Origin of the sequence: Mycobacterium sp. smrl_JER01, assembly GCF_048513595.2 — a bacterium.
GTDB lineage: Bacteria > Actinomycetota > Actinomycetes > Mycobacteriales > Mycobacteriaceae > Mycobacterium.
Window position 1 is genome coordinate 3,205,131 of sequence record NZ_JBLXXK020000001.1, and the last position, 22,846, is coordinate 3,227,976.

The window sequence follows — 22,846 nt, forward strand, 5'->3', positions numbered from 1 at the left end:
AGCGGCAAAAATTGGAACAGGTTCTAATTCGTGTTCGCCGGGTGCGGTAACCTGACGCCCCATGGGACGCGTGGACGGAAAAGTGGCACTCATCAGCGGCGGCGCGCAGGGGATGGGCGCCGAGGATGCCCGGGCGTTGATCGCCGAGGGCGCCAAGGTCGTCATCGGAGACATCCTCGATGAGAAGGGCCAGGCGCTGGCCGACCAGATCAACGCCGAGACCCCGGACTCGATCCGCTATGTGCATCTCGACGTGACCCAGGCCGACCAGTGGGAGGCCGCCGTGGCCACCGCGGTCGACGCATTCGGCAAGCTCAACGTACTGGTCAACAACGCCGGCACGGTCGCGTTGGGCCAGATCGGCCAATTCGATATGGCGAAGTGGCAGAAGGTCATCGACGTCAATCTGACCGGCACGTTTCTGGGCATGCAGGCCAGCGTGGAGGCGATGAAGGCCGCCGGGGGCGGCTCGATCATCAACATCTCGTCCATCGAGGGTCTGCGCGGCGCCGTCATGGTGCACCCGTACGTGGCGTCCAAGTGGGCGGTTCGCGGCCTGACCAAGTCCGCCGCCCTGGAGCTCGGGGCGCACAACATCCGGGTCAACTCGGTGCATCCGGGCTTCATCCGCACGCCGATGACCAAGCACTTCCCGGACAACATGCTGCGTATCCCGCTGGGTCGGCCGGGCCAGCCCGAAGAGGTCGCCACGTTCGTGGTGTTCCTGGCCAGTGACGAGTCACGGTATTCCACCGGCGCCGAATTCGTCATGGACGGTGGCCTGGTCAACGACGTCCCGCACAAGTAGCCGCCCCGCCCGGCTCGACGGCCGGTGCGTAAGGTCAGATCTCGTGAGCGCGCGAGCCGGGATCGTGGTGACGGGAACCGAAGTCCTCACCGGACGCGTCCAGGATCGCAACGGTCCCTGGCTCGCCGACCGTCTGCTGGAACTCGGTGTGGAGCTCGGGCACATCACCCTGTGCGGTGACCGCGCCGCCGATATCGAGGCGCAGCTGCAGTTCCTGGCCGATCAACGGGTCGATCTGATCATCACCAGTGGCGGACTCGGTCCGACGGCCGACGATATGACGGTCGAGATCGTGGCGCGCTTCTGCGGCCGGGAACTGGTCCTCGACGCCGGGCTGGAAGCCACCATCGGGGCGATCGTCAACAGGATGACGGCCAGGTTCCCCGGAGTCGACGCCGAGGCGGTGCTGGCGGCCAACCGCAAGCAGGCCCTCGTCCCCGCCGGCGCGGTGATCCTCGACCCCGTCGGCACCGCACCGGGTGTCGTGATCGCCGGGACCCCGACCGTGGTCGTGCTGCCTGGTCCGCCCCGCGAGCTGCAACCGATGTGGCGCGCGGCGGTTGCCACCGATGCGGTGCAGGCCGCGATCGCCGGGCGCACCGAGTACCGGCAGGAGACGATCCGCATGTTCGGACTGCCCGAATCCGGGCTGGCCGACACGCTGCGCGAGGCCGAACGACTGGTCGCCGGGTTCGATCGGCTCGAGATCACCACCTGCCTGCGGCGCGGCGAACTGGAGATCGTGACACGTTTCGAGCCGCAGGATGCCCCGGCGTACTCCGATCTGGTGGGGGTGCTGCGTCAGCGTCACGCTCGCGAGATGTTCTCCGAGGACGGCGCTTTCGTCGACGAGCAGATCGTCGGACTGTTGGCCGGGCGTACCGTCGCGACCGCGGAGTCCTGCACCGCGGGTCTGCTGACGGCCCGGCTCACCGAGCGGCCCGGATCCTCGGAGTATGTGGCCGGCGGCGTGGTGGCCTACTCGAACGCGGCGAAGACCGACCTGCTCGATGTCGACGCCGCGCTGATCGACGAACACGGCGCGGTGTCCGAGCCGGTCGCCGACGCGATGGCCGGCGGAGCGCTGCGGCGGTTCCGCGCCGACGTCGCGGTCGCGATCACCGGTATCGCCGGTCCCGGGGGCGCAACACCGGCCAAACCCGTGGGTACGGTGTGCTTCGCCGTGGCGACTGCCGACGGTGCCACCGTCACGAGGACGATCCTGCTGCCGGGCGAGCGCTCCGACATCCGGGAGAGATCCACGACGGTGGCGTTGCATCTGCTCCGCCGGGTGCTGTCTGCAGCCAGCTAGGGTGGGTCGCGACAGCATCCAGGACACCGGCGCCCCCGGCACTCACCCGCAAAGACTTTGGAGAACTCACCGATGGTTGACACCGACGAGCGGCAGGCGGTCTCGGAGCTGGCCGAGGAGGCCGGCTGGCATCACCGCGTCGCCGATCGCAGCGACTATTTCGACAAAGGTGTGGTCCGTATCCACGTGGTGTGGCAGGGCGATGCCGTGATCACCGGCGGCACCCTCTACCACGACGACCTGATGCAGACCTACAGCAAGGACCTGGGCACGGTGCGGGGCTGGCTGAAGCGCTGAGCCCCGCTCAACGCTTGTCGTGCGCGTCCCACAGGTCGCTCATCGCGCGCAGGATCGCCTCCGCCTCGCCCAGACCGCCGAGGTGACTCTCCCCGGGCAACGCATGGAACTCCGCATCCGGTAGCAGCGCCACCACGTGCTTGCCGTGCGCGAACGGCACGATGTGGTCGCAGTCGCCATGCCACCAGCGGACCGGCACCTTGACCTCGTCGAGCCGGAAACCCCAGTCGCGGGCGAAAACCACCACATCGGCGAACGGCGCTGCCAGCTGCCGGCGACTGCCGTTGAGCAGATCGTCGAGAAACATGGCCTTGAACTCCGGACGCACCAGCAGCCGCCGGTCACCTTCGGGGGAGATGCTCGCGTACAGATGAAGGGCCGGTTCGGCGACCGGCCTGACCAGCCGGATCAACCCGGCGGCGACCGCACTCAGCGGTGTCCCCACGCGTTCGAGGACCGGGGCGACCGGTAGACCGACATTGCCCATGACTCCACCGGCGATGGCGTCGGATCCGCGCGTCGGGGCGACTCCGCCGAGGACTCCGACCGCGACCACCCGCTCCGGCATCGCCGCAGCGCAGCCCAACGTGTAAGGGCCGCCGCCCGAGAGGCCGATGACCTGCATCCGGTCGATACCGAGCGTGTCGGCGACAGTGCGCAGGTCCTCGGCGAAGTCGATGACCTTCGAATACTCGTGCGGGGTCGACGATCCGATGCCGGGCCGGTCGACACCGATCAACCGGATACTGTGCTGTTCTGCATAGACCCGCGCCTCGACCGGAATCTGCCGACGGGCGCCGGGCGTGCCGTGCAGCCAGAACATCGCGCGGCCCTGGGGATCGCCGAATTCGGCGAATCCGAGCCGGCGGTGCGCACCGACCAGGACCTTGCCTTCGAGCTTGGGACGTGCGATGTCGACAGCCATGGCCGAAAGTGTCGCACGCGGACTCCGCGGCGTTGGCCGGCTCCGGCCGACAGGTGCCCGATCAGCGGCGATCAGCTCACTGCGGCGGAATAGGCGACGAGGCCGAGCAGCACCGCGAAAACACAGAGCACGAAGGTGCCGAGCGCGAACGGCCAAGCGGTCTTGCGGCGGGCCAGCTGGACGATGGTCAGCACCAGTCCGGTCAGGCCGATACCGGCCGCGGCGAGCAGTGCGGTGAACACGGCGTTGACGGCACCGTCCACGCTGCAGGTCGCGGGCGGACAGTGGTCGAGGAAGGCCAGCGACAACACGCCGAAGGTCGCGGCGACAGCGCCGAACAGCACAGTGAGAGCCAGCAGCGCCAGTGAGACCCCCACGTCGGCACCGGAACATCGCGGTGGGGATGGCACCGGTCGGACCGGATAAGTCATCGTGGTCAGCCGTCCCGGCGCAGGCGCACAGCAGCGCTCGCGGCGCCATGCCCCCGGCCCCTGCTCGCTATCGAATCGGTCAGCGACAGTGCGATGAGAATGTCGGCGGCTGTGATGAAAAGCCCCCACCAGTACATCCAGCGCAGCTCCGGATCGGGCTGGGAGCCGAAGTAGATGATGAGGAAGATGGGTCCGATGATGCCGAAGACGAATGTCATGAGCTGGATGCGCGCGTACAGCCACAGTGTTGACATCGGGCTCGGTGTTGACATCGGGCCGAAGTCTTCCCGGTCCCGGTCAGGTCGTCAACGACCCGGGCGCCGGGGGCCGTGGCGTCCCGTTTGGTGAGCCCTCCTAACCTTGCCGGGGACGTCACAATCACTGCAGCCCGCACCGCTCAACGGACAGGAACCGACGCTGATGCATCGAATGGCCCGAATCGCCCTGACGGCACTTGCCGTCCTCGCCGCGTCCGGTACCGGCGTCCTCGGCGGGGGCGCGGCTACCGCCGAACCGGCGGCGTCTGCGCGGACCGTGACGCTGCCCTTCGCCCAGACCCTGCGCCGATGCGACTTCACCGAGTTCAATTATGTGGGCGGCAGCGGGTACGCCCGACCGACCGGCACGGTGCGCATCGACGGCCGGGAAATGGTGGCCGACATCCAGATAGCCACGGCCGTGCCCAACACGCGCTACGACGTGCGACTGATCCAGGTACCCCGATCCTCGGCCGCGAGCTGCACTATCGGCGATCCCGGCGTGTCCGGGACGGTCTTGTTCACCGACGCCGCAGGTGCGGGGGCCACTACGGTACGGGGTCCGATCGTTTCCGGAGCCACGGGCGTGTGGGCAGCGGTGACGCGGCCCAGCGCGTACTCACAGACACCCGCGGAGTTCTACACCACCGACCTGGTCGTCGCGTTCTGACCGCTGGGCCCGTCGCCGGCCCGGATCACGCGGGCACCACCACGGTCAGCCGGTCGGCGCGGCGTTCAACCTGCATACCGGCCCGCCGGGCCACGGCTGCGACGGCTGTCGCGTCGGCGGGATCGGACCGGGTCACCGCCAGAGCCCGGGCCAGCCGGCCCTTGTGGGCCTTGTTGAAGTGACTGACGGTGTGGCGCCGACCGTCGGGTCGTTCGGCGACCACCTCGACCGTCACCGCGCCCGGCACCTTGCCCAGCGCCGCATAGGAACCCGATCGCAGGTCGACCACCAGCTGATGTCGGGCGAGGTCGGCCAGCACGGGCTCCAGAACCGGTTTCCACCGCGCCGCCAGCGTGGGACGCCCCGGCAGTTTGGAACCTGCCGAGAGACGGTATGCCGGGATGCGGTCTTCGGCCCGTAGCAGCCCGAACAAGGCCGAAACCACCGACAATCGCGCCGCCGCGCGGTGTGCGGCCGCACCGGTGAGCGACGCCACGTCCAGCGCGTCGTAGAGCACGCCGGTGTATCGGCGGATTGCAGGCAGGGTGGGGGAGGTGCCCAGCACCGCGTTGAGGTCGATCTCGGTGTCCTGGCCCGCGGAGAGGCCCAGCGCCTTGCGGCTGGCGGGCCGGTCGGCAGCCAGCTCGATCAGTTCGCCGACGAGCTCGACGCGCAGGCCGCGCAGTTCCGGCGAGCTCAGGGCATCCAGCATCAGGGCAGGACCATCGCCGCCGGTTCGCTTGGTCTCCGAGGGCGGCAGCAGCACGATCACCGCGTAGAGGCTAGCCGCCCGCGTAGCCGGGACCGATTCACGGTGCGAGGGGCGCGTCCTGGCCCATCAACGCGACCGGGCCGGCCGGCGCCATCGGCTCGGCACCCGGAGGCGGCAGGTCACCCGGTGGAGGAGGCAGCACACCGGGCGGAGGAGGCAGGTCACCCGGCGGAGGCGGCAGGTCTCCCGGCGGAGGCAGCGCACCGGGCGGCGGAGGCGGGGGCGGGAAGGCCTCCATCGGCGGCGCGAGCATCGGGTCGGGGGCGGGCGGAACGTCGGCGGGTGCGGGCAGGAACATGTGCTTGGTGAATTGGTCCTGGTAGGCGCCACCGCCACCGACTTTGACGCCACCGCCCTCACCGGAGGACACCGCAGTGCCGTCGGGCAGGGTGACCGCGGTATGGCCGCTGTTCCAGCCCACCACCAATGCGCCGGGCTGGGTGCCGTGCTTGAACCCGCGGGCGAGCAGCGCGCTCTCGATGTTCCCGGTGTGGAACCTGTCGCCGTAGATCGGCCTGCCGGTCGCGGCGTTGGTCACCCAGGACACCAGGCCGGAGCAGTCCGTGCCGGCGGGCGAGTCACCGCCCACCACGTACGGAGTCCCCGACACTTGGTTGACAAGCGTCAAGAGAGTAGCGATAGCAAACATGCGGCCGGACGTTAACAGAGGGTCTCTAAAACGACCAAAATCTGTGACGGCAGGCACAATACGCGACCGGAACTGACTGAGATCACCAAAAACGTTGTGCGCACTACCGTTTGAGAACTGACACTCATCACCTCTGCGAGGTGGCGAAATCCCTTGTTTTTAAAGACTTTCCAGAGTTATACGGCGACACCGACGGCTCCGGACGACCGGCGGGATGGTGCCACGACAGGTTTGCCGCTCGGGTGTCGGTGGCGGCCTGCCGATCGCTCAGCCGTAGGCCAGCAGCAGCGGGATGCGCTGCTCGGCGTCGGTCACCGACCCGTGCTGGCCTACCAGCGAAGATTCGATCGGTTCGGCTGCCCGCCGGAGCATGCCCGAGGCGCCCCGCGCGGCGGCCACCACGTCGCCGATTCGCGCCCGGACATCGTCGGTGACGTGTTCGCCGAACCAGCCGGCCGAAATCGCCTCCTCACCGGTGACCACCCACGCCCGCTCACCGAGGACGCCGCGCCACGCCGCAAGCACATCGGGGGTGGCGCCGGCGCGGGTGTAGATGTGCCGGGCCCGCACCTCCCCGCCGACCGCCTCAGCGCCGTCGGCGAGCGCACCGACCGTGTCGATGTCGATGGCGCTGTCGTCGAGGGCCACCATGCCGTGGTCGGCGACCACAGCCAACAGAGTGCCGGACGGTAGTCCCTCGATGATCGATCCCACCATGGTGTCGACCTGGCGCAGCTGCAGCCGCCATGCCCGCGACCCGGGCCCGTGCAGATGGCCCACCAGGTCCAGATCGGCGTGGTAGCCGTAACAGAAGCCTCGCCCCACCGCGGACCCGATGGTGGCCGCCAGGTCTCCCATGGCGTGCACCCCGACATAGGATCCGCCGCGCAGCACCGCGCGCGTCAAGCCCGAACCCGCGAACTGGGCCGCGGAGATCACGCTGACCGCGACGCCGACCGAGGCAGCCCGTTCGAACACCGTCGGCCGCGGCTGTACCGACTCCGGAATCGCGATGTCGCGCAGGTCCGCGCCGAACGGGTGCGGGCTCCACCGCAGCGCGTTGATCACCCCGACGTCGGGAAGGCGAAAGGACATCCCCACCATCCCGTGCTCCCCGGAGCGGCACCCGGTACCCACCGCGGCGAGGCCGGCGGCGGTGGTTGCGGGAAAGCCGACCTGCAGGGTCCGGCCGCGTAACCCGGCGAGCACCGGAGCGTCGGCAGCGTGTGCGTCCAGCAGTTCGGCGCCCAGACCGTCGATGAGCAGGACACACGCACCGGCCACGTCGTGGGGCAGCTCGATCGTCGGTGTGAAACCGGGGACGCCCATCGCCGCCAGCACCGAGGGGGCCACATCGGCCAGGTGGGGCAGTGCGGGATCGGGGCGGGGGAGTTCCACCTCAGAACTGCGGGAGCCGGACCACCTGGACGAAGAACTCGTCGATCTGCCGGACGGCGTTCATGAACTGGTCGAGATCGACCGGCTTGGTCACGTAGGCGTTGGCGTGCAGCTTGTAGCTGCGCAGAATGTCCTCTTCGGCCGACGACGTGGTCAGCACGACCACCGGGATGTGGCTGAGCTCGGGGTCGGACTTGATCTGCTCGAGGAGCTGCCGTCCATCGTATTTGGGCAGGTTCAGGTCCAGTAACACCAGGTCGGGCCGCGGCGCATCGGTGTACGGGCCGCGCCGATAGAGGAAGTCCAGGCCCTCCTCACCGTCATGGGCCACGTGCAGGGTGTTCTTGATCTTGTTGTGCTCGAATGCTTCCCGCGTGATCAACTCATCCCCGGGATCATCCTCGATGAGCAGTACGTCGATGGCGCGTTCAGCCGGTGTCATGAGGCCGATCCTTCCAGGAGAGTGCCGGCCGTGTCATCCACCGACACCGGCAGCGTGAACCGGAAGCGGGTACCACCGGTGTAGGAGGTGTCGATCCAGATCATGCCGCCGTGATGCTCGACGATCTTCTTGCACAGCGCGAGCCCGATGCCGGTGCCGGTGTACGCGTCGCGACCGTGCAGGCGCTGGAAGATGACGAAGACCTTCTCCGCGAACTCCGGCGCGATCCCGATCCCGTTGTCGGTCAACGAGAACGACCAACTGTGGGCGTCGTCCCCTGATCCCCGTACCACGTCGATCACCACCCTGGGCGCCTCGCCCTCACCCCGGAACTTCACCGCGTTGCCGATCAGGTTCTGCCACAGCATGGTCAGCAGGGTCGGGTCCCCCTTGACCGTCGGCAGACCATCGGCGGGGCGGTCGATCACCGCGGCGGACTCCTCGACCGCAGTCGCCAGATTGGACAACGCGATGTCGAGTACCGAGTCCAGGTCGACGTCGCTTTCGGTGGTATTCAAGCGTCCGACCCGCGAGAAGGTCAGCAGATCGTTGATCAGGATCTGCATCCGCTTGGCGCCGTCGACGGCGAACCCGATGTACTCCACGCCGCGTTCGTCGAGCTTGTCGCCGTAGCGCTTTTCCAGCAGCTGACAGAACGAGGCCACCTTGCGCAACGGCTCCTGCAGGTCGTGAGAGGCCACGTAGGCGAACTGCTCCAGCTCGGCGTTGGATCGGCGGAGTTCCTCGGCATGGACGTCGAGCGCTTCGGTGGCCGCGCGGGACGCGTCGAGTTCCTCGACGATGCGCTGCCGCATGTTCTCCACGTCGACGGCGATCCCCCGGATGTCCCTGGGCCCCCGCGCGACGATGCGCTCACCGAAGCTGCCCTCCGCGACGCGTCGGCACGCCTGCGCGAGCGCCCCCAGCGGGCGGACCAGCGCAGCGCGCAGCATGAGCGCCAGCAGCACGATCGTCACCACGAAGATGCCCGCCATCGTGACCAGCACGACGTTACGCAGGGCGCGGAAGCGATCCAGTTCGGCCAGACCGTCGTTGCGAGCTTGGGACAGGTGCTCGTTCTGGGTGTCGAACAGTCCACGCAGCCGGTCGAAGGCGGCTTTGCCCTGCTCGGTCAACGCCGGATCGACCGCGGCCGGGTTGCCCGGAAGCACATCGGCGATGATGGGTTCGGCGTAGCCGGTCCGCCACGCTCCGGAAGCCTCTTCTATCGCGTCGAGATCCTGCAGCAGATCGGGTCGGTCCTGCTCAAGCTGACGAATCGCCGCGGCAGCCTCCTGCTCGACCTCACGTCCCTGGTCATAGGGCAGGAGAAACTGGCGGTCCGCGGCGATCAGATAGCCGCGGACCGCGGTCTCCTGGTCCCGCAGCGCGGCCTGCAGTTGATACGCCGCGACCCGCGCCGGCTGGATGTTCTCGATGAGCTGGCCGGACACCTGGTCGGTTCGGTGCAGCAGCACCGCCACCGTGACCCCACCGACGAGGACGGCGACACCCATGACGGTCAGCACGACATACTGCCAACCCTGCACCGTCAGCCCGGCCGCCACGTCGCGGCGCCGCTGCCCTTCGGTCATCGATTTCCCGTCCGCTCGACCCGCACCACGGCGATGTCATCGCTGATCCCGCCCTGCGATGCGGCCCGCTCCTCGACGGCGTCGATGAGGGCATCGACGAATGCCGGGCCCGGCAGCGCGGCCAGCGACCGTGCCAGCTCGAGCAGACCCTGCTCGCCCAGGCGCTCGTTGCCGCGCCCGACATGGCCCTCGAACAGGCCGTCGGTCAGCAACACCAGCCCTTTGCCCTCCGGCAGCTCGACCGGCTGTGGCTCCCAGTCCCGCCCGTGCAATCCCAGCGCGGGCCCCCCGGGGGGTTCCACCCAGTCCACCGTCCCACCACCGTGCAACAGCATCCCGGGATGCCCGGCCCGGACCGCGGTGATCAGCGGCCCTTCCGGGGGGATCGCGAGGCTGAGCACCGTCGCGAAGATGCCCCGGCCCGCCCGTTCGGCACGCAGCACCCGTTCGAGTTGGTTCATCCGTTCCGATCCCCGCAACCCGGCGAAGGTCAGAGCGCGCCACGCGATGCGCAGCGCCACACCGAGCGCCGCCTCGTCAGGACCGTGTCCCGCCACATCGCCGATCATCACGTGTACGGTTCGGTCCGGCGTCTGCACGAAGTCGTAGAAGTCGCCGCCGAGCAAGGCGTTCTCGCGGCTGGGGCGGTACTGGGTGACGATCTCGACGCCCGGATCGTCGAGCAACAGCGGCGACGGGAGCAGACCCCGCTCCAGTCGCGCGTTCTCCCGCGCCCGAAGCTGACTCGCCTGCAGATCGACCGCGGTCAGTTCGGCACGTTTACGCTCGATCGCATAGAGCACCGCCCGGCGCAACACCTCGGGATCCACCCGGTCCTTGACGAGATAGTCCTGAGCACCGGCCGACACCGCCGCCACCCCGACGTGTTCGTCGTTGAGACCCGTCAGCACCACGATAGGGACGGTCCCGTCGTGGCTGGCGATCCGGTTGACACCGTTGATGCCGTCAGTGTCGTGCAGGTGCAGGTCCAGCAGGATGCAGTCCGGACGCGCAATCGCGATCTCATGTTCGGCCTTGGCCATCGATTCGGCCCAGAGCACCTGGATGTCGAGACCCGCGTCCGCGATCATCTCTTCCACCAGGATCGCGTCGGCGCGATCGTCCTCCACCAGGAGCAACGACAACGCGTCGCCGTCACTCGGGGCAAGCATGTGACCCGGCACCCCCGTTGGCAGGCGCGGAACGCGCACGCCGATCTGTTCGATTGACAATTCCTGGAGGATACCCGGGCCAGGGCCCTGCGCCGTCCAGGGCCGCGGCGTTGCGCGCCGCCCGCTGCCGCGGCCGCTGGTAATCTGCGACCGGTCGTCGGTTGTCCGCACCCGGGGGCGATCCCGGCGGTGTCGCCGTCCTGTGCGGCATCGGATCCGAACAGGTCGCACCGAGACGATCCGGATCCGGGGGATCGGCGCCGACCGTCAGTGCCGACACTGCCCGCAAACCGCATGAAACCGCTGGGAATCTTGACGAAATGAGTCGCGTGCGCACCGGTGAGATCAGAGCCTTGTCGGGCCTGCGTATCGTCGCCGCACTGTGGGTGGTGCTGTTCCACTTTCGTCCGCTGATCGCCGAAGCCTCGCCCGCATTCAGCACCGCACTGGCTCCGCTTCTCAACGCCGGTGCACAGGGGGTGGACCTCTTCTTCATCCTCAGCGGTTTCGTCCTGGCCTGGAACTATCTCGACCGGATGGGCGAGAGTTGGTCGACCCGATCGACACTGCGTTTCCTGTGGCTCCGGCTGGCCCGGGTCTGGCCGGTGTACCTGGTGACGATGCATCTCGCTGCGGCGTTCGCCGTGTTCACCCTGTACGTCGGCGGCTTTCCGCTGCCGCCACCGGTGATCGAGTCGCTCAACGCGCTGAGTTGGCTCAAGCAGGTCACCCTGACCCAGCTGTGGTTCCAGCCGTATTTCGACGGATCGAGCTGGAACGGGCCGGCCTGGTCCATCAGCGCCGAATGGCTGGCCTACCTCCTGTTCGGCGGGCTGGTGTTGATCATCTTCCGGATCGCGTCGGCCACTCGGGCGCGCGGCCTCATATGGCTGGCGGTGGCCGCCGCGCTGGCGCCGACACTGCTGCTGCTGGCCCACGGCGTTTTCTACACCCCGTGGAGCTGGTTGCCCCGCATCATCATGCAGTTCACCGCGGGCGCTCTGGCCTGTGCCGCGGTCCGAAAACTGGTGCTCACCGACCGCACCAGGGCTGCCGCCGGCGTGGCGTCGCTTGTCCTGGGTGCCGTGATCGTGGGCGCGCTGTACGCGCTCGACACCTACCCACCCGGTGACATGCTCGATGCCGGAGGTCTGGTCGACGTCCTGTTCGTGCCGTTGGTGATCGCGCTGTCCATCGGCACCGGCACCCTCCCGGCTCTGTTGTCGACGCCGGTCATGGTGTACCTCGGCCACATCTCGTTCGGCCTCTACATGGTCCACGAGATCGTCCACACCGTCTGGAACTGGGCCATCCTGCAGTTCGACATCCAGCTGACGGTCAGCTGGTGGTCCAAATCGGCGGTGCTGGGCCTGATCGTGGTCGCCGGGATCGCGGCGGCCCTGCTGTATCACCTGGTCGAGGAGCCCGCGCGGCGTTGGATGCGGCGCATGGTGGAACCAGGGCATCCGCGCAGCGCCCGGCCTGCGGACCCACCGGCGAGCCGGCCGCGGCCGGTAGCGGTACGAGCGGGGTGACGGCCGGTTCGGCGGCGGACACGGCGCGTCGACCGGCACCCGCACGCCGGCGAATCTAGGCTGATGCAGTGAGTCGCCTTCTGACAGTGGTGCTTTCCCTCACCGTGCTGTTCGCCTCCGCGTACGCCCCCGTTCCACAGCGGCAGCATCGGGAAGTGCGTCACCTGGATTTCGCCGTGAACCGCATCACGGTGATCGGCGACTCCTACACCACCGGAAGCGATCAGGGCGGTAACGGGCCGAACTCCTGGACGCCACAGGTATGGGCGGCGCTGACCGACCACGGGATCGCGGTGACCCCCACGGTTGCCGCCGAGGGCGGCGCGGGCTACTGCACCCGCGGCAACCGGGGCAGTGTGTTCGAGGACCTGACGGTGCGGGCAGTCAAGCCCAGCGACGTACTGGTGGTGTTCTTCGGATCCCGCAACGACATGAACGTCGACCCGACGCGGCTGTCCATCGCGATGTACGGCACGTTCAGCCTGGCGCGCCGGATCGCCCGGTCGGCCGATCTGCTGGTGATCGGACCGCCCTGGCCGACGGCGGATCCGCCGGCGGAGATCCTGCGCATCCGTGACGTGCTGAAGTACCAGGCCGACCTCGCCGGCGCCACCTTCGTCGACCCGATAGCGGCACGGTGGTTCGTCGGACGGCCCGAGTTGATCGGGAAGGACGGTGTGCACCCCACCGACGCCGGACACACCTACATGGCCGCCAAGATCGCACCGCTGATCAGCGCCACACTGCACCCGTTCTGAGCGTCCCGGCGCCGGTCAAGCCCTGTTAGGGTTCCGGCGTGATCCGAAACGTGGTTCTGGCCAAGTTGAAGACGGGCTTCGACGTCGCCGAGGTGGAGCGCATCCAGGACGGGCTTCGCGGGTTGAACTGTCCGGGCACTGTGCGGTACACGGTCGGCAGCGACGCCGGATTGCGGGACGGCAATTGGGACTTCGTGATCGTGGCGGACTTCGCAGACGTCGATTCCTACCGCGGCTACGACGCCGACCCCGGGCACAACGAGCTGAGGGCCCGGCTGGCACCGTTCATCGAGCAGATCGCGCGCGCGCAGTTCGAGATCGCCTCGGCCTGAGGCGCCCCGGATCAGGCGCGGTAACGCTCGACGAAGCCGCGCAGTAGCGCGGTCGGATGCCGCACATTGCGTTGGCGGGCATCGTCTTTCAAGGCCTCGGCGGTCTCGGGGGCGAAGTAGCCGTGGTGCTTGTAGACGTCGATCCGGGTGCAGATGCCCTCGACATCGAGCTCCGGGTGGAACTGCGTGGCGTATACGTTGGCACCCACCCGGAAAGCCTGCACCGGGCAATCGGCGGAGCCGGCGAGCCTGACCACGTGCCGGGGCAGCTGTGACGCCGCCTCCTTGTGTCCGCCGAAGGCGTCGAACGTCGCCGGCAGTCCGGCGAACAACGGATCCCTGCGCCCGTCGTCGGTCAGCTGCACGGTGACCCCACCGACAGGCTCGCTGTAGGAACGGTCGATCACCGCACCGACGGCGGTGCCGACCGTACCCACGCCGTAACAGCAACCCAGAAACGGGAAGTCACGGGCGATGACGTCGTCGAGCAGTCCGGAAAGTTCACTCTCGACCCGGATCTGAACCGGCGACTTGGCCGCCGGATCGTCACTGACGTTGTACGGTCCGCCGCCCAGGACGATGCCGGACCAGTCCGACAGGTCGACGCGCCCGAGCGGGCGCTCGGTCAGCCGGATTCGGTGCAACCCGGTCTCGTCGAGCCCGCCGAACCGCATCATCGCCGCGTATTCGTCGTCGGCGGCCTCGTCCTCGCCGCGTATCGACAACAACAGAAAAGGAGCGTCGGCCACCGCGTCAGATTAGCGACGGGCTAGCTTGTCGGACAGTGAAGACACTCATCGACCTCGACGACACTGCGGTGTTCGCCCTGCCGACCGCCGTCGGCGTTCGCGCCGGGGTGCTGCTCGACGGACCGCAGGGCTGGGGGGAGTTCAGCCCGCCCGCCGACGCCGACGACGTACTCGCCGCCCGCTGGCTGACCGCGGCCATGGAACCGAGCACCGTCGGCTGGCCCGACCCCGTCCGGGGTCGGGTGCCGGTCGCCACCGGTGCATCACGTGCTGTGGTCGAGGTCGTCGATGTCGACGCGGCCGTCGCCGAAATCGCGCGTCTGCCGGTCGGTATCGAGCTGGTGGAGCTGGTCTGCCGCAACGCCGCTGACGCGGCCGGCGTGCGGCGCCGGGTCGACGTCCCGGTCGCCGTGGATGCGGAACTGGCGTCGGTCGATCCCGCGTGCGCCGACGTCGCGGTGTTGCGCTGCGGCCCGCTCGGGGGAGTGCGTCGCGCGCTGCGCCGCGCGGAGCGGTTGGATCTGCCCGCAGTGGTGGCCTTCACCGGGGCAACCAGCATCGGACTGGCTGCCGATGTCGCTCTTGCCGCCGCGCTGCCCGCGCTGCCGTTCGCGTGTGGCCCGGTGCCTGAGTGGTTGTGTCGGTCCGATGTGGTCTCGGAGTCCCGATCCCTGGTACCCGCGGACGGCCACCTGCCCGCGGCACCCATGCCTGCGGCACCGGACTCATCCCAGCTGGCCCGGTTCGCGGTCGCCGACGCCGTGACGGTGGGTCATTGGCGCGCTCTGCTGCGCCGGGCGGCGGCATTACTGTGACGGCCGGCCTGTCGTGGTGGCGCGCGGGAACAACCGAACCGCCTGCGCCGCGCGGACTCAGTCCTGCTTGTTGATCAGGCGGATCAAGGCCTCCCGGTCGGGCGCGAGCAGCTCGTCGATGCGCGCCTGGTTGACGTCGGCGACGATGATCTCACCGACCTCCTGGTAGACATCGCTGAAGATGCCGTGCGATTTCATCTTCTCGGTCTGATAGATGTTGTCCTCGGTCGGCGTCACGTAGTAGACGATCTCGGCCTTGAACCGGTGGATCAGCCACAGGTGGATCAGATCCATCAGCCGCTTCTGCCGCAGTTGTTCGGCGAAGGTGTTCTGGTCGCGGACGGTCAGGATGCTGCGACCGTGGCGGTCCTTGATCGGGTCGACCACCACGTTGGCCAGCGGATCCTCGCTGTCTCCGAGGATCTGCAGATCCAACACATCGGATCCGGCGCGGCGGGGGCGCAGCTGCACGTGCAGTTTCTCCGGCAGCTGGTAGTGCTCACTCCACAACGCCAGCCATTCCTCCAGCAGCTTCTTGGGCACTTCGGTCTGGACCAGGTGCTGATGCTGGGTCGAGCCCTTGCCCATCGACTTCGTCGTCGCGGTCCGGCCGGACGACGCCGCCAGCGCGGCGTCGCTGCGCGGCCCGCCGACCAGGGTCTGCGGGGTGCGGTAGGGAGATTCGACCAGCCGCATCTTGCGCTGCAACCGGGCCAGCGCCAGCATGCCTTCCTGGCGCAGCGAGGTCGCGAACTCCTCGGATGCGACGCCGTCGACCTGATGGCCGCCGTAGGTGATGAAGTTGAAGACGAACCCCATCTTGCCGATCTCCTCGGGGAAGGCCCGCATCTCCTCGTCGGACATTCCGGTGGTGTCCCAGTTGAACGAGGGAGACAGGTTGTAGGCCAACATCTTGTCCGGGTAGACGGCGTGGATCGCGTCGGCGAACTGCTTGGCGTCAGCCAGGTCTGCCGTCTTGGTCTCCATCCACAGGATGTCGGCGAACGGTGCGGCGGCCAGCGACTTGGCGATCGCGTACGGGATACCGCCACGCACCTGGTAGTAACCCTCCGGGGTCTTGACCCGCTCGCAATCCCACGCCACGTCCGCGCCGAGCTGCTTGGCCTTCTCTCGGGCGGTGTACAGCGGCGCACGTTCGGCGAATGCTCGCCATTCGGCGACGCTCATCGACGACGGCTCACCCTCGCGCTCCCGGAACTCCAGCAGTTCGGCGACCGCTTCCCCGTAGGTGTTCAGACCCGCGTCGTCCTGCCAGGCGTCGACGAACGTCGACTCGACCCTGTCGAACGCCGCGTCGATCGAGGTCTCGGTCCCGTCCTGCCACGCCGTGGCCGTCTCGTCGATCACCGTGAGCAGCCCCTGCCGTTGCAGCCACGCCTCGGCGGTCGCGTACTCCCCGTCGGGCAGCGCATACAGCAGGTGTCCGTTGAGCTCGGTGACCCCTTTGTCGTAAAAGCGCCGCATCATCGCGAGGTAACACGATTTGTACGACGGGATCTTCAGGTTCGTGGCCCCGAGCAGGAACGGTTGGTCCCGTTCGTCGGCACGGCTGTCGATGAGGTTGGCGGCCTCGGCGTCGGTGCGCGCGACGATGATGCCCGGCACCCGCATGATGTCGAGCTGGAACCGGGCGGTGTTGAGACGTTTGATCTGCTCGTCGGACGGCACCAGCACCTTGCCGCCCTGATGGCCGCATTTCTTGGTGCCGGGACGCTGATCCTCGATGTGGTAGCCCGGCACCCCGTTCTCGACGAAACGCCGGATCAGGTTGCGCACGTGTGGATCCCCGCCGTGGCCGGTGTCCGCGTCGGCGATGATGAACGGGCGGTAGTCGACCGGAGGCTGCACGGCACGCTGCTCTTCTGACATTTGCAGACGCAAGTACTGCTGGTTGCGGTCGGCGGTCAGCAGAGCGCGCACGATACCGGCGGCTTCCTCCGGCACCTGGCTGAGGGGATAGCTCGCCAGGTCGGGTCCCGGATCCTCGGAGATGGAGCCCTTCGCCGAAGTCGCCCAGCCGCCGAGGTAGATGCCCTCGATGCCCATTCGTTTCATCACCACGGCCTGACCGGGGGAGTACGGGCCGAAGGTGGTGATGCTGCGGCCGTTGGCGAACAGCTCCCGCAGGTGGGGGTAGAACGCGGTCGCGGCCTCCCGCGCCACCGGATAGTCGGCGGGGATGGTGCCCCGCTGCTCGGCGACCTGCCGCGCGGTGTACAGGCGGATGATCCCGTCGAAGCGGGGGCTGTCGAAATAGCGCTGCGTCTCGGCGACATCGCGCTCGAAGGGCTCGCCGGTTGTGTGGGGCTGGAGGGCGTCAGCTTCGATGATGGCCATGACCCACCCTAAGGCGTCGACGCCCGACGGTGGGTCGATTCCATCACCGGCGGTGGGCACTACCGCCGGCGGTGGAATGGTCGGGCTACTTGGTGCCGAAGATGCGGTCTGCGACGTCGCCGAGGCCCGGCAGGATGTAGCCGTGGGCGTCGAGTTCGCGGTCGAGCGCTGCCGCGTAGATCGGTACCTCGGGGTGGGCCGCGGTCATCGCCGCGACGCCCTCCGGGCAGGTGAGCAGGCACATGAACTTGATCGACTTGGGATGGTGTTCGCGCAACCTGTCGACCGCGGCGATCGCCGAGTTTCCCGTCGCGAGCAGCGGGTCGAGCACGATGACATCCCGCTCCTGCAAGTCACCCGGCATCTTGAAGTAATACTCCACCGCGACAAGCGTTTTCGGGTCTCGGTACAGACCGATATGCCCGACCCGCGCCGATGGCACCACCTCGAGCAACCCGTCGAGGATGCCGGTGCCGGCCCGTAGAATCGACACGAACACCAGTTTCTTGCCGTCGATCACGTTTCCGGTGGTGGTCTCCATCGGTGTTTCCACCTGCACCTCGTGCAATGCGATGTCACGCAACACCTCGTAGGCCATCAGCGCCGAAACCTCGTGCACCAGACGACGAAAGCTGTTTGTGGAGTTCTCCTTTCGGCGCATCAACGTGATCTTGTGCTGCACCAGCGGATGGTCGACGAGGTGCAGCCGGTCCGGTCTGGCGGTCATCAGAACACCGTCCCGTCACTGGCCACCGACAGCGGTGGCAGACCGCCGCGCAGGCGGCGGGCCGATGCGCGGCCCGCCGCCCACGTCCCACCCTCCAGCACGCAGGCCAGCGGCATCGCGGCCGCGTCCATATCGAGGCGGGCGCGCACCAGCGGAGCGAGTTCGTCGAGCAGGGCCACCGTGAGTGCGCGCCACTCCACCACCAGCTCGTCGGCCGGCTCCCAGGTACGCGCGGCGAAGCCGGGATCACGGAGGCGCAGCACTCCGGTGTCGAGCAGCAGACCGCCGTTGCGGTATTCCGGCAATCCGGTCAAGGAGTCGACACCCACCACCTCGACACCGGCCCAGCTGAACGGTTCGAGCAGCGAATAGGTCAGCCACTGCGACAGTTTGTGCAGCGGCAACCAGCCGTCGGTGAGCCCCGGCCCGGTCACCGCGCGGTGGTGCCAACAATCACCGAGCGGTTCGTCACCGATCACGTTGCCCGACGGCCAGATCGGGGCGAAAACGGCGAGCAGCCGGGTCAGGATGTCGTGTGCGTGCACCTGTCCGGAGGCGGCCAGGTGGTCGAACACGACGCCGGGCCGGCCCTGCTCACCGAATACCTCGGGGTGGGCGGCCAGCGCCGCTCCGAGGCGGTGCATCAACGCGACGCGGCCCGTCAACCCCACCAGCTGGTTGCCGGGCGCGACCTGGAACATCTCGCGCAGGTTCGCCGCGGTGAGGGCACGCAGGCCGATGGCGTCCACCTGCAACGGGCGCGTCGGGTCACCGGAGAAGGCGCCGGAGACGAAGCCGTGCCAGCTCGCCACACCCAACCCCTCGGAGCGGGTGAACCGCGTCGGGATGCCGTCGCGAACCTCCACGTAGCCCCAGTCCGCACCGGCCCCCGCGTCGAGGAGCACGCTCACCACGGTCAGGTCGATCATGGCCCGCGCGCGTTCGCTTCCGTCCGCGGCGTCCAGCAGCGCGTCCAGCTCGGCGCGCCGGTCGACACCCCCGGCCTCGAAGTGACGCCACCTGCTGTGGAACGGGATCTGTAGATCCGGGAACCGCTGCCGGGTGACGGACGCGACCTCGTGGGCCGCGCTGTCGAGCGCGTCGTCGTCGACGCTGAACCATCGCGACTGCCCGCAGCGGGCCCGGTCCAACAGCTGGGCGGCACGGGCCCGCACCGCCTGAGTGGTCCGCAGCAGCGCCGCGGCGTCGGCAGGACGTCGAGCGTCCACAGCGGCGTGCGTCTGGCCGGTCATCGATGCAGCTCTCTGCCCTTGGCCTTCTTCAGTTCTGCGGCGTCGGGAACCGCTCCGGGTGTGTAGTAGCCGGCGGCTGTCTTCGCGTCGATCTCGACCCGGGCGTCAGCGGGGACCAGCTCGTCGGGGATCGATACCCGTTCTCCCACTTCGATTCCCGAGCCGGTGATGGCGTCGTACTTCATGTTGCTCATCGACACCAGTCGGTGAATCCGGCGTATCCCCAGCCAGTGCAGGACGTCGGGCATCAGTTCCTGGAAACGCATGTCCTGCACACCGGCCACACATTCGGTGCGCGCGAAGTACTGATCGGCAGTGTCCCCACCCGCCTGCCGTTTCCGGGCGTTGTAGACCAGGAACTTGGTCACCTCGCCCAGTGCGCGGCCCTCCTTGCGCGAATACGCGACCAGCCCCACGCCGCCACGCTGGGCCCCCCGGATGCACTCCTCGATCGCGTGGGTCAGGTACGGCCGGCAGGTGCAGATGTCGGACCCGAACACGTCGGACCCGTTGCATTCGTCGTGGACCCTGGCCGTCAGCTCGACCGTGGGATCGGCCAGTGCGCCGGGGTCACCGAAAATGTAGATCGTCTGCCCGCCGATCGGCGGCAGGAACACCTCAAGGTCCGAGCGCGTGACCAGTTCCGGGTACATGCCTCCGGTCTCTTCGAAAAGCGCTCGGCGCAAATCTGTTTCGCTGCAACCGAACCGTTGGGCCACCCCGGGCAGATGCCAGACGGGCTCGATCGCAGCCTTGGTCACCTGCGCCGCACCGGTTGCCAGCAGCACCCGCCCGTCGGGACTGAGCCGGCCCCTGAGGATGGCGTCGTGCACCTCGGGCAGGACCACCTGCGCCTTGGTCACAGCGATGGTCGGACGGATGTCGATACCGTCGGCGAGCTCGCGGGCGAAGACATCGGCGACCGTCGCCCCCCACGGGTCGAGGCTGACGATCGCCGCCGGGTCAGCCCACTGTGGATGCGGCCCGATGACATCGGTCGGCGCGGTGTCGGTCAGATCGGCGCGGTGCGCACGGGAGAGCTGGCCTGCCGCGACGGCCAATGCCCGGTACACACCGTAGGCGCCGCTGTGGGTTCCGATGACGTTTCGGTGCGCCCGGCTGGTGGTGGTGCCGACGACCGGTCCGCGCTGCGCGGCACCGGGAGCGCCCCAGTGCAGTTCCGGTGCCTCACCTCCGCCGCTGTGCGAGGTCAGCCGGATGTGACCGCCGGTGGACTTGGCGGGTGGTGGCGCGGCATCGGCGGACATCGTCCTCCTCGGCGAACTGCTCGCTCAACAGGAAGCCGCCAGCATAGTCAGTGGACGCCCGCGGCGCCGTCCGCCACGATCAGACCGGCCACCGCTCGCGCCGGTAGGCCGCGTCGAAGAACATCCATTCGTAGCGTGCGGTGGTGACGAAGTGCGCGCGGGCGCTCGCCTCGTCAGCCGCGGTCAGCGCCGGGCCGGTCCGGTCGGCCAGCGTCAGCACCTCGGTGACGGTGGCGGCGAACTCGTCACCGCCGTAGCTGTCGATCCACCGCTGGTAGCGGGGATCGGTGGAACCGCGGCGCAGCAGTTGCGCGCCGACCTCGGCGTAGATCCAGTAGCAAGGCAGGACCGCTGCCAGACCGTCGGCAAAGGTTCCGTCGTAGACAGTCGCGAGCAGATAGCTGTTGTAGGCCTGCGTTGTCGGCGACACCGGGGCAGAGTCGACGGCGTCGACCGACAGGCCGAGCGCGGGCAACAGCTCGCCGTGCAGCGAGAGTTCGACGTCGAAGACCTCAGCGGCATGCCGGGCGAACATCGCGGTGTCGGCCAGCCCCGGTGCCTTGGCGCCCACCACTGCCAACGCCCTGGCATAGGTCCGCAGGTAGTGCACATCCTGCGCGACATACCCCGCGAACGCATCGGGGTCCAGGCTGCCGTCGGTCAGGCCGGTGATGAACGGGTGGGCGAGGATGGCCTCGAAGGTCGGCGCGATGTCGGTCCACAGGCTCGTGGTCCACGACCCGGGTTCGTTGGGTCCGATGCTCGGGGGTGACGTGGGGGACATCATCAAAACCGGAAGTCCTTTCAGCGATGAGTTCTTTGCGGCCGGCCGGTCAACACCGTCAGACGACCGAATCCGATCCGATACCGAACCCGATCCGACCTCGATCCGACATCGACTGACCGTCCGGAGGCTGACTGTAATGACCGAAACCACCGCCATGCCGCCTGTGGTCGACAACGACACCTGGCGGCACGCTCTCGACGAGCTGCGCGCACGAGAGAAGGCGGCCACGCGTGAGCTCGATGCGATAGCCGCGCAGCGCCGCCGCCTGCCGATGGTGGAGCTGCCTGAGTACACCTTGACCGGCGCCGAGGGCCCGGTCCGACTCGCCGACATCTTCGAGGGACGCTCGCAGTTAATCGTCTACAACCACATGTGGTCCGACGGCGCCGAGTGGCAGTGCGGTGGTTGCACCGGGTTCACTTCGCAGTTCACCCGGCTGGAGTTCCTCGACAACTACGACGCGCGGTTCGTCATCGTCACCTCAGGGCCGATCGAAGAGGCACTCGCCTACCGCAGAAAGGTCGGCAACGCGATGGACTGGTATTCGTCCTCGGGGAGCCCGTTCGCCGCAGACGTCGACGCCGCCCCCAACACCGGCTTCGCGGTGAACGTCTTCCTGCGACACGGTGACACGGTGTACCGCACCTGGCACACCAACGGTCGGGGAACCGAGCAGCTCAGCCACGTCTTCCCGCTGCTCGATGTGCTGCCGTGGGGCCGCCAGGAGCAGTGGCAGGACTCGCCGGCGGGGTGGCCCAAGCGACCGACCTACTCGGGTTGGCTGGATTCCCCGGACATCGCGCGCCTCTACGGCGAGTAACCCGAGCGCGCCGGACGGGGTGCCGCTTGGCAGACTGTGGCCATGGCACAGATAACGTTGCGTGGAAATCCGATCAACACCGTTGGTGAGCTGCCCGCAGTCGGGTCCCCGGCGCCGGGCTTCACCCTCACGGGAACCGATCTCGGCACGGTCGGCGCCGATCAGTTCCGCGGCAAGCCCCTGCTGCTCAACATCTTCCCGTCGGTGGACACCCCGGTGTGTGCGGCCAGCGTCCGCAAGTTCAACGAGAGTGCCGCCGCCGGCGGCGTCTCGGTGCTGTGTGTCTCCAAGGACCTGCCGTTCGCACAGAAGCGGTTCTGCGGCGCCGAGGGCATCGAGAACGTGACCACGGCGTCGGCGTTCCGCGACGGCTTCGGCGACGACTTCGGCGTCACCATCGCCGATGGACCGATGGCCGGTCTGTTGGCCCGCGCCGTCGTGGTGGTCGGCGCCGACGGCAACGTCGCCTACACCGAGCTGGTGCCCGAGATCGGGCAGGAACCGGATTACGACACCGCTTTGGCCGCACTCTCGTCCTAGCCGCCGTGACGCGCGCCACACCATAGAGGGCGCTGCGTCGGCATAGGTCACTGTTCGGTTCCGGTACCGCATCTGGTTGGTTCACTGTCCTGCGACGACGTCAAATCGCCACGTCACGTGGTGTAGAAGTGGTCATAGTGACTGTTGTGAATTGAAATCAGCGCCGATGTGGTGCT

Annotated in this window: 25 protein-coding genes; 10 read left to right on the forward strand and 15 right to left on the reverse strand. The window is 68.2% G+C overall.

The features are described from left to right. Nucleotides 1-61: 61 nt before the first annotated feature. The 3 genes from ACNUDN_RS15025 (at nt 62) to ACNUDN_RS15035 (ending at nt 2,417) form a co-directional block, all read left to right on the forward strand. Nucleotides 62-808, forward strand: a complete 747-nt coding sequence (locus ACNUDN_RS15025; RefSeq protein WP_419122681.1) for a glucose 1-dehydrogenase — start codon at nt 62-64, stop codon at nt 806-808. A gap of 43 nt (nt 809-851) precedes the next feature. Then, complete coding sequence (locus ACNUDN_RS15030) at nt 852-2,120, forward strand: competence/damage-inducible protein A (RefSeq protein WP_419122682.1); 1,269 nt, start codon at nt 852-854, stop codon at nt 2,118-2,120. A gap of 72 nt (nt 2,121-2,192) precedes the next feature. Beyond that, complete coding sequence (locus ACNUDN_RS15035) at nt 2,193-2,417, forward strand: hypothetical protein (protein WP_419122683.1); 225 nt, start codon at nt 2,193-2,195, stop codon at nt 2,415-2,417. 7 nt (nt 2,418-2,424) lie between these two features. On the opposite strand, the gene ACNUDN_RS15040 is transcribed toward ACNUDN_RS15035, so the two are convergent. The 3 genes from ACNUDN_RS15040 to ACNUDN_RS15050 form a co-directional block, all read right to left on the reverse strand. Beyond that, nucleotides 2,425-3,342: an alpha/beta fold hydrolase gene (locus ACNUDN_RS15040; protein ID WP_419122684.1), complete on the reverse strand. Its 918-nt coding sequence runs from the start codon at nt 3,340-3,342 to the stop codon at nt 2,425-2,427. Between the two features lie 71 nt (nt 3,343-3,413). After that, nucleotides 3,414-3,719, reverse strand: coding sequence for a hypothetical protein (locus tag ACNUDN_RS15045; protein WP_419122685.1), 306 nt, complete (start codon nt 3,717-3,719; stop codon nt 3,414-3,416). A 59-nt stretch (nt 3,720-3,778) separates the two neighbouring features. After that, nucleotides 3,779-4,027: a hypothetical protein gene (locus ACNUDN_RS15050; protein WP_419122686.1), complete on the reverse strand. Its 249-nt coding sequence runs from the start codon at nt 4,025-4,027 to the stop codon at nt 3,779-3,781. Between the two features lie 175 nt (nt 4,028-4,202). On the opposite strand from ACNUDN_RS15050, the gene ACNUDN_RS15055 reads away from it, so the two are divergent. After that, nucleotides 4,203-4,700 (forward strand): hypothetical protein, encoded by a 498-nt coding sequence (locus tag ACNUDN_RS15055; RefSeq protein WP_419122687.1) that lies wholly within the window; start codon nt 4,203-4,205, stop codon nt 4,698-4,700. 25 nt (nt 4,701-4,725) lie between these two features. On the opposite strand, the gene yaaA is transcribed toward ACNUDN_RS15055, so the two are convergent. The 6 genes from yaaA to ACNUDN_RS15085 form a co-directional block, all read right to left on the reverse strand. Further along, nucleotides 4,726-5,472, reverse strand: coding sequence for a peroxide stress protein YaaA (gene yaaA, locus ACNUDN_RS15060; RefSeq protein WP_419122688.1), 747 nt, complete (start codon nt 5,470-5,472; stop codon nt 4,726-4,728). Nucleotides 5,473-5,509: 37 nt separating this feature from the next. After that, complete coding sequence (locus tag ACNUDN_RS15065; RefSeq protein ID WP_419122689.1) at nt 5,510-6,121, reverse strand: NlpC/P60 family protein; 612 nt, start codon at nt 6,119-6,121, stop codon at nt 5,510-5,512. A gap of 267 nt (nt 6,122-6,388) precedes the next feature. Further along, complete coding sequence (locus ACNUDN_RS15070) at nt 6,389-7,519, reverse strand: alkaline phosphatase family protein (RefSeq protein ID WP_419122690.1); 1,131 nt, start codon at nt 7,517-7,519, stop codon at nt 6,389-6,391. Between the two features lies 1 nt (nt 7,520). Continuing rightward, complete coding sequence (locus ACNUDN_RS15075; protein WP_419122691.1) at nt 7,521-7,961, reverse strand: response regulator; 441 nt, start codon at nt 7,959-7,961, stop codon at nt 7,521-7,523. After that, on the reverse strand, nt 7,958-9,556 hold the full coding sequence (locus ACNUDN_RS15080) for a sensor histidine kinase (protein ID WP_419122692.1): 1,599 nt from the start codon (nt 9,554-9,556) through the stop codon (nt 7,958-7,960). The genes ACNUDN_RS15075 and ACNUDN_RS15080 overlap by 4 nt, the downstream gene beginning before the upstream one ends. Next, complete coding sequence (locus ACNUDN_RS15085) at nt 9,553-10,728, reverse strand: PP2C family protein-serine/threonine phosphatase (protein ID WP_419122693.1); 1,176 nt, start codon at nt 10,726-10,728, stop codon at nt 9,553-9,555. Before ACNUDN_RS15085 ends, ACNUDN_RS15080 begins: the two co-directional genes overlap by 4 nt. 320 nt (nt 10,729-11,048) lie before the next feature. On the opposite strand from ACNUDN_RS15085, the gene ACNUDN_RS15090 reads away from it, so the two are divergent. The 3 genes from ACNUDN_RS15090 to ACNUDN_RS15100 all read left to right on the forward strand — a co-directional run bounded on the left by ACNUDN_RS15090 (nt 11,049) and on the right by ACNUDN_RS15100 (nt 13,353). Further along, nucleotides 11,049-12,263, forward strand: coding sequence for an acyltransferase family protein (locus ACNUDN_RS15090; protein ID WP_419122694.1), 1,215 nt, complete (start codon nt 11,049-11,051; stop codon nt 12,261-12,263). Nucleotides 12,264-12,331: 68 nt separating this feature from the next. Then, entirely contained in the window at nt 12,332-13,021 is a 690-nt protein-coding gene (locus ACNUDN_RS15095; RefSeq protein WP_419122695.1) for an Rv0518 family GDSL lipase, read from the forward strand. A 38-nt stretch (nt 13,022-13,059) separates the two neighbouring features. After that, nucleotides 13,060-13,353, forward strand: a complete 294-nt coding sequence (locus tag ACNUDN_RS15100) for a Dabb family protein (protein ID WP_419122696.1) — start codon at nt 13,060-13,062, stop codon at nt 13,351-13,353. Nucleotides 13,354-13,364: 11 nt separating this feature from the next. Here the strand turns inward: ACNUDN_RS15100 and ACNUDN_RS15105 are convergent, their stop codons facing one another. Then, nucleotides 13,365-14,102: a glutamine amidotransferase gene (locus tag ACNUDN_RS15105; protein WP_419122697.1), complete on the reverse strand. Its 738-nt coding sequence runs from the start codon at nt 14,100-14,102 to the stop codon at nt 13,365-13,367. Nucleotides 14,103-14,137: 35 nt separating this feature from the next. On the opposite strand from ACNUDN_RS15105, the gene ACNUDN_RS15110 reads away from it, so the two are divergent. Next, nucleotides 14,138-14,917 (forward strand): O-succinylbenzoate-CoA synthase, encoded by a 780-nt coding sequence (locus ACNUDN_RS15110; protein ID WP_419122698.1) that lies wholly within the window; start codon nt 14,138-14,140, stop codon nt 14,915-14,917. Nucleotides 14,918-14,974: 57 nt separating this feature from the next. Here the strand turns inward: ACNUDN_RS15110 and aceA are convergent, their stop codons facing one another. The 5 genes from aceA to tenA form a co-directional block, all read right to left on the reverse strand. After that, nucleotides 14,975-17,275 carry an isocitrate lyase ICL2 gene (gene aceA / locus ACNUDN_RS15115; protein ID WP_419122699.1) on the reverse strand — a complete coding sequence of 767 codons (2,301 nt, stop codon included), beginning with the start codon at nt 17,273-17,275 and terminating at the stop codon, nt 14,975-14,977. Nucleotides 17,276-17,360: 85 nt separating this feature from the next. Next, complete coding sequence (gene upp, locus ACNUDN_RS15120; protein WP_419122700.1) at nt 17,361-18,002, reverse strand: uracil phosphoribosyltransferase; 642 nt, start codon at nt 18,000-18,002, stop codon at nt 17,361-17,363. After that, nucleotides 18,002-19,255 carry a URC4/urg3 family protein gene (locus ACNUDN_RS15125; RefSeq protein WP_419122701.1) on the reverse strand — a complete coding sequence of 418 codons (1,254 nt, stop codon included), beginning with the start codon at nt 19,253-19,255 and terminating at the stop codon, nt 18,002-18,004. Before ACNUDN_RS15125 ends, upp begins: the two co-directional genes overlap by 1 nt. Continuing rightward, complete coding sequence (locus ACNUDN_RS15130) at nt 19,252-20,523, reverse strand: GTP cyclohydrolase II (protein ID WP_419122702.1); 1,272 nt, start codon at nt 20,521-20,523, stop codon at nt 19,252-19,254. Before ACNUDN_RS15130 ends, ACNUDN_RS15125 begins: the two co-directional genes overlap by 4 nt. 79 nt (nt 20,524-20,602) lie before the next feature. Next, nucleotides 20,603-21,307: a thiaminase II gene (gene tenA / locus ACNUDN_RS15135; RefSeq protein WP_498450174.1), complete on the reverse strand. Its 705-nt coding sequence runs from the start codon at nt 21,305-21,307 to the stop codon at nt 20,603-20,605. 139 nt (nt 21,308-21,446) lie between these two features. On the opposite strand from tenA, the gene ACNUDN_RS15140 reads away from it, so the two are divergent. Both ACNUDN_RS15140 and tpx read left to right on the forward strand, forming a co-directional pair. After that, nucleotides 21,447-22,130: a DUF899 domain-containing protein gene (locus ACNUDN_RS15140; protein ID WP_419122704.1), complete on the forward strand. Its 684-nt coding sequence runs from the start codon at nt 21,447-21,449 to the stop codon at nt 22,128-22,130. 42 nt (nt 22,131-22,172) lie between these two features. After that, nucleotides 22,173-22,670, forward strand: coding sequence for a thiol peroxidase (gene tpx, locus ACNUDN_RS15145; protein WP_419122705.1), 498 nt, complete (start codon nt 22,173-22,175; stop codon nt 22,668-22,670). The last annotated feature ends 176 nt before the right edge of the window (nt 22,671-22,846 follow it).

Excerpts from the sequence above, each read along its gene's own strand:
- ACNUDN_RS15025 (WP_419122681.1), top strand. The coding sequence starts at position 62 with ATGGGACGCGTGGACGGAAAAGTGGCACTCATCAGCGGCGGCGCGCAG.
- ACNUDN_RS15035 (WP_419122683.1), top strand. The coding sequence starts at position 2,193 with ATGGTTGACACCGACGAGCGGCAGGCGGTCTCGGAGCTGGCCGAGGAG.
- ACNUDN_RS15040 (WP_419122684.1), bottom strand. The coding sequence starts at position 3,342 with ATGGCTGTCGACATCGCACGTCCCAAGCTCGAAGGCAAGGTCCTGGTC.
- ACNUDN_RS15050 (WP_419122686.1), bottom strand. The coding sequence starts at position 4,027 with ATGTCAACACTGTGGCTGTACGCGCGCATCCAGCTCATGACATTCGTC.
- ACNUDN_RS15055 (WP_419122687.1), top strand. The coding sequence starts at position 4,203 with ATGGCCCGAATCGCCCTGACGGCACTTGCCGTCCTCGCCGCGTCCGGT.
- ACNUDN_RS15065 (WP_419122689.1), bottom strand. The coding sequence starts at position 6,121 with ATGTTTGCTATCGCTACTCTCTTGACGCTTGTCAACCAAGTGTCGGGG.
- ACNUDN_RS15075 (WP_419122691.1), bottom strand. The coding sequence starts at position 7,961 with ATGACACCGGCTGAACGCGCCATCGACGTACTGCTCATCGAGGATGAT.
- ACNUDN_RS15080 (WP_419122692.1), bottom strand. The coding sequence starts at position 9,556 with ATGACCGAAGGGCAGCGGCGCCGCGACGTGGCGGCCGGGCTGACGGTG.
- ACNUDN_RS15085 (WP_419122693.1), bottom strand. The coding sequence starts at position 10,728 with ATGCTTGCCCCGAGTGACGGCGACGCGTTGTCGTTGCTCCTGGTGGAG.
- ACNUDN_RS15090 (WP_419122694.1), top strand. The coding sequence starts at position 11,049 with ATGAGTCGCGTGCGCACCGGTGAGATCAGAGCCTTGTCGGGCCTGCGT.
- aceA (WP_419122699.1), bottom strand. The coding sequence starts at position 17,275 with ATGGCCATCATCGAAGCTGACGCCCTCCAGCCCCACACAACCGGCGAG.
- upp (WP_419122700.1), bottom strand. The coding sequence starts at position 18,002 with ATGACCGCCAGACCGGACCGGCTGCACCTCGTCGACCATCCGCTGGTG.
- ACNUDN_RS15125 (WP_419122701.1), bottom strand. The coding sequence starts at position 19,255 with ATGACCGGCCAGACGCACGCCGCTGTGGACGCTCGACGTCCTGCCGAC.
- ACNUDN_RS15130 (WP_419122702.1), bottom strand. The coding sequence starts at position 20,523 with ATGTCCGCCGATGCCGCGCCACCACCCGCCAAGTCCACCGGCGGTCAC.
- tenA (WP_498450174.1), bottom strand. The coding sequence starts at position 21,307 with ATGTCCCCCACGTCACCCCCGAGCATCGGACCCAACGAACCCGGGTCG.
- ACNUDN_RS15140 (WP_419122704.1), top strand. The coding sequence starts at position 21,447 with ATGACCGAAACCACCGCCATGCCGCCTGTGGTCGACAACGACACCTGG.
- tpx (WP_419122705.1), top strand. The coding sequence starts at position 22,173 with ATGGCACAGATAACGTTGCGTGGAAATCCGATCAACACCGTTGGTGAG.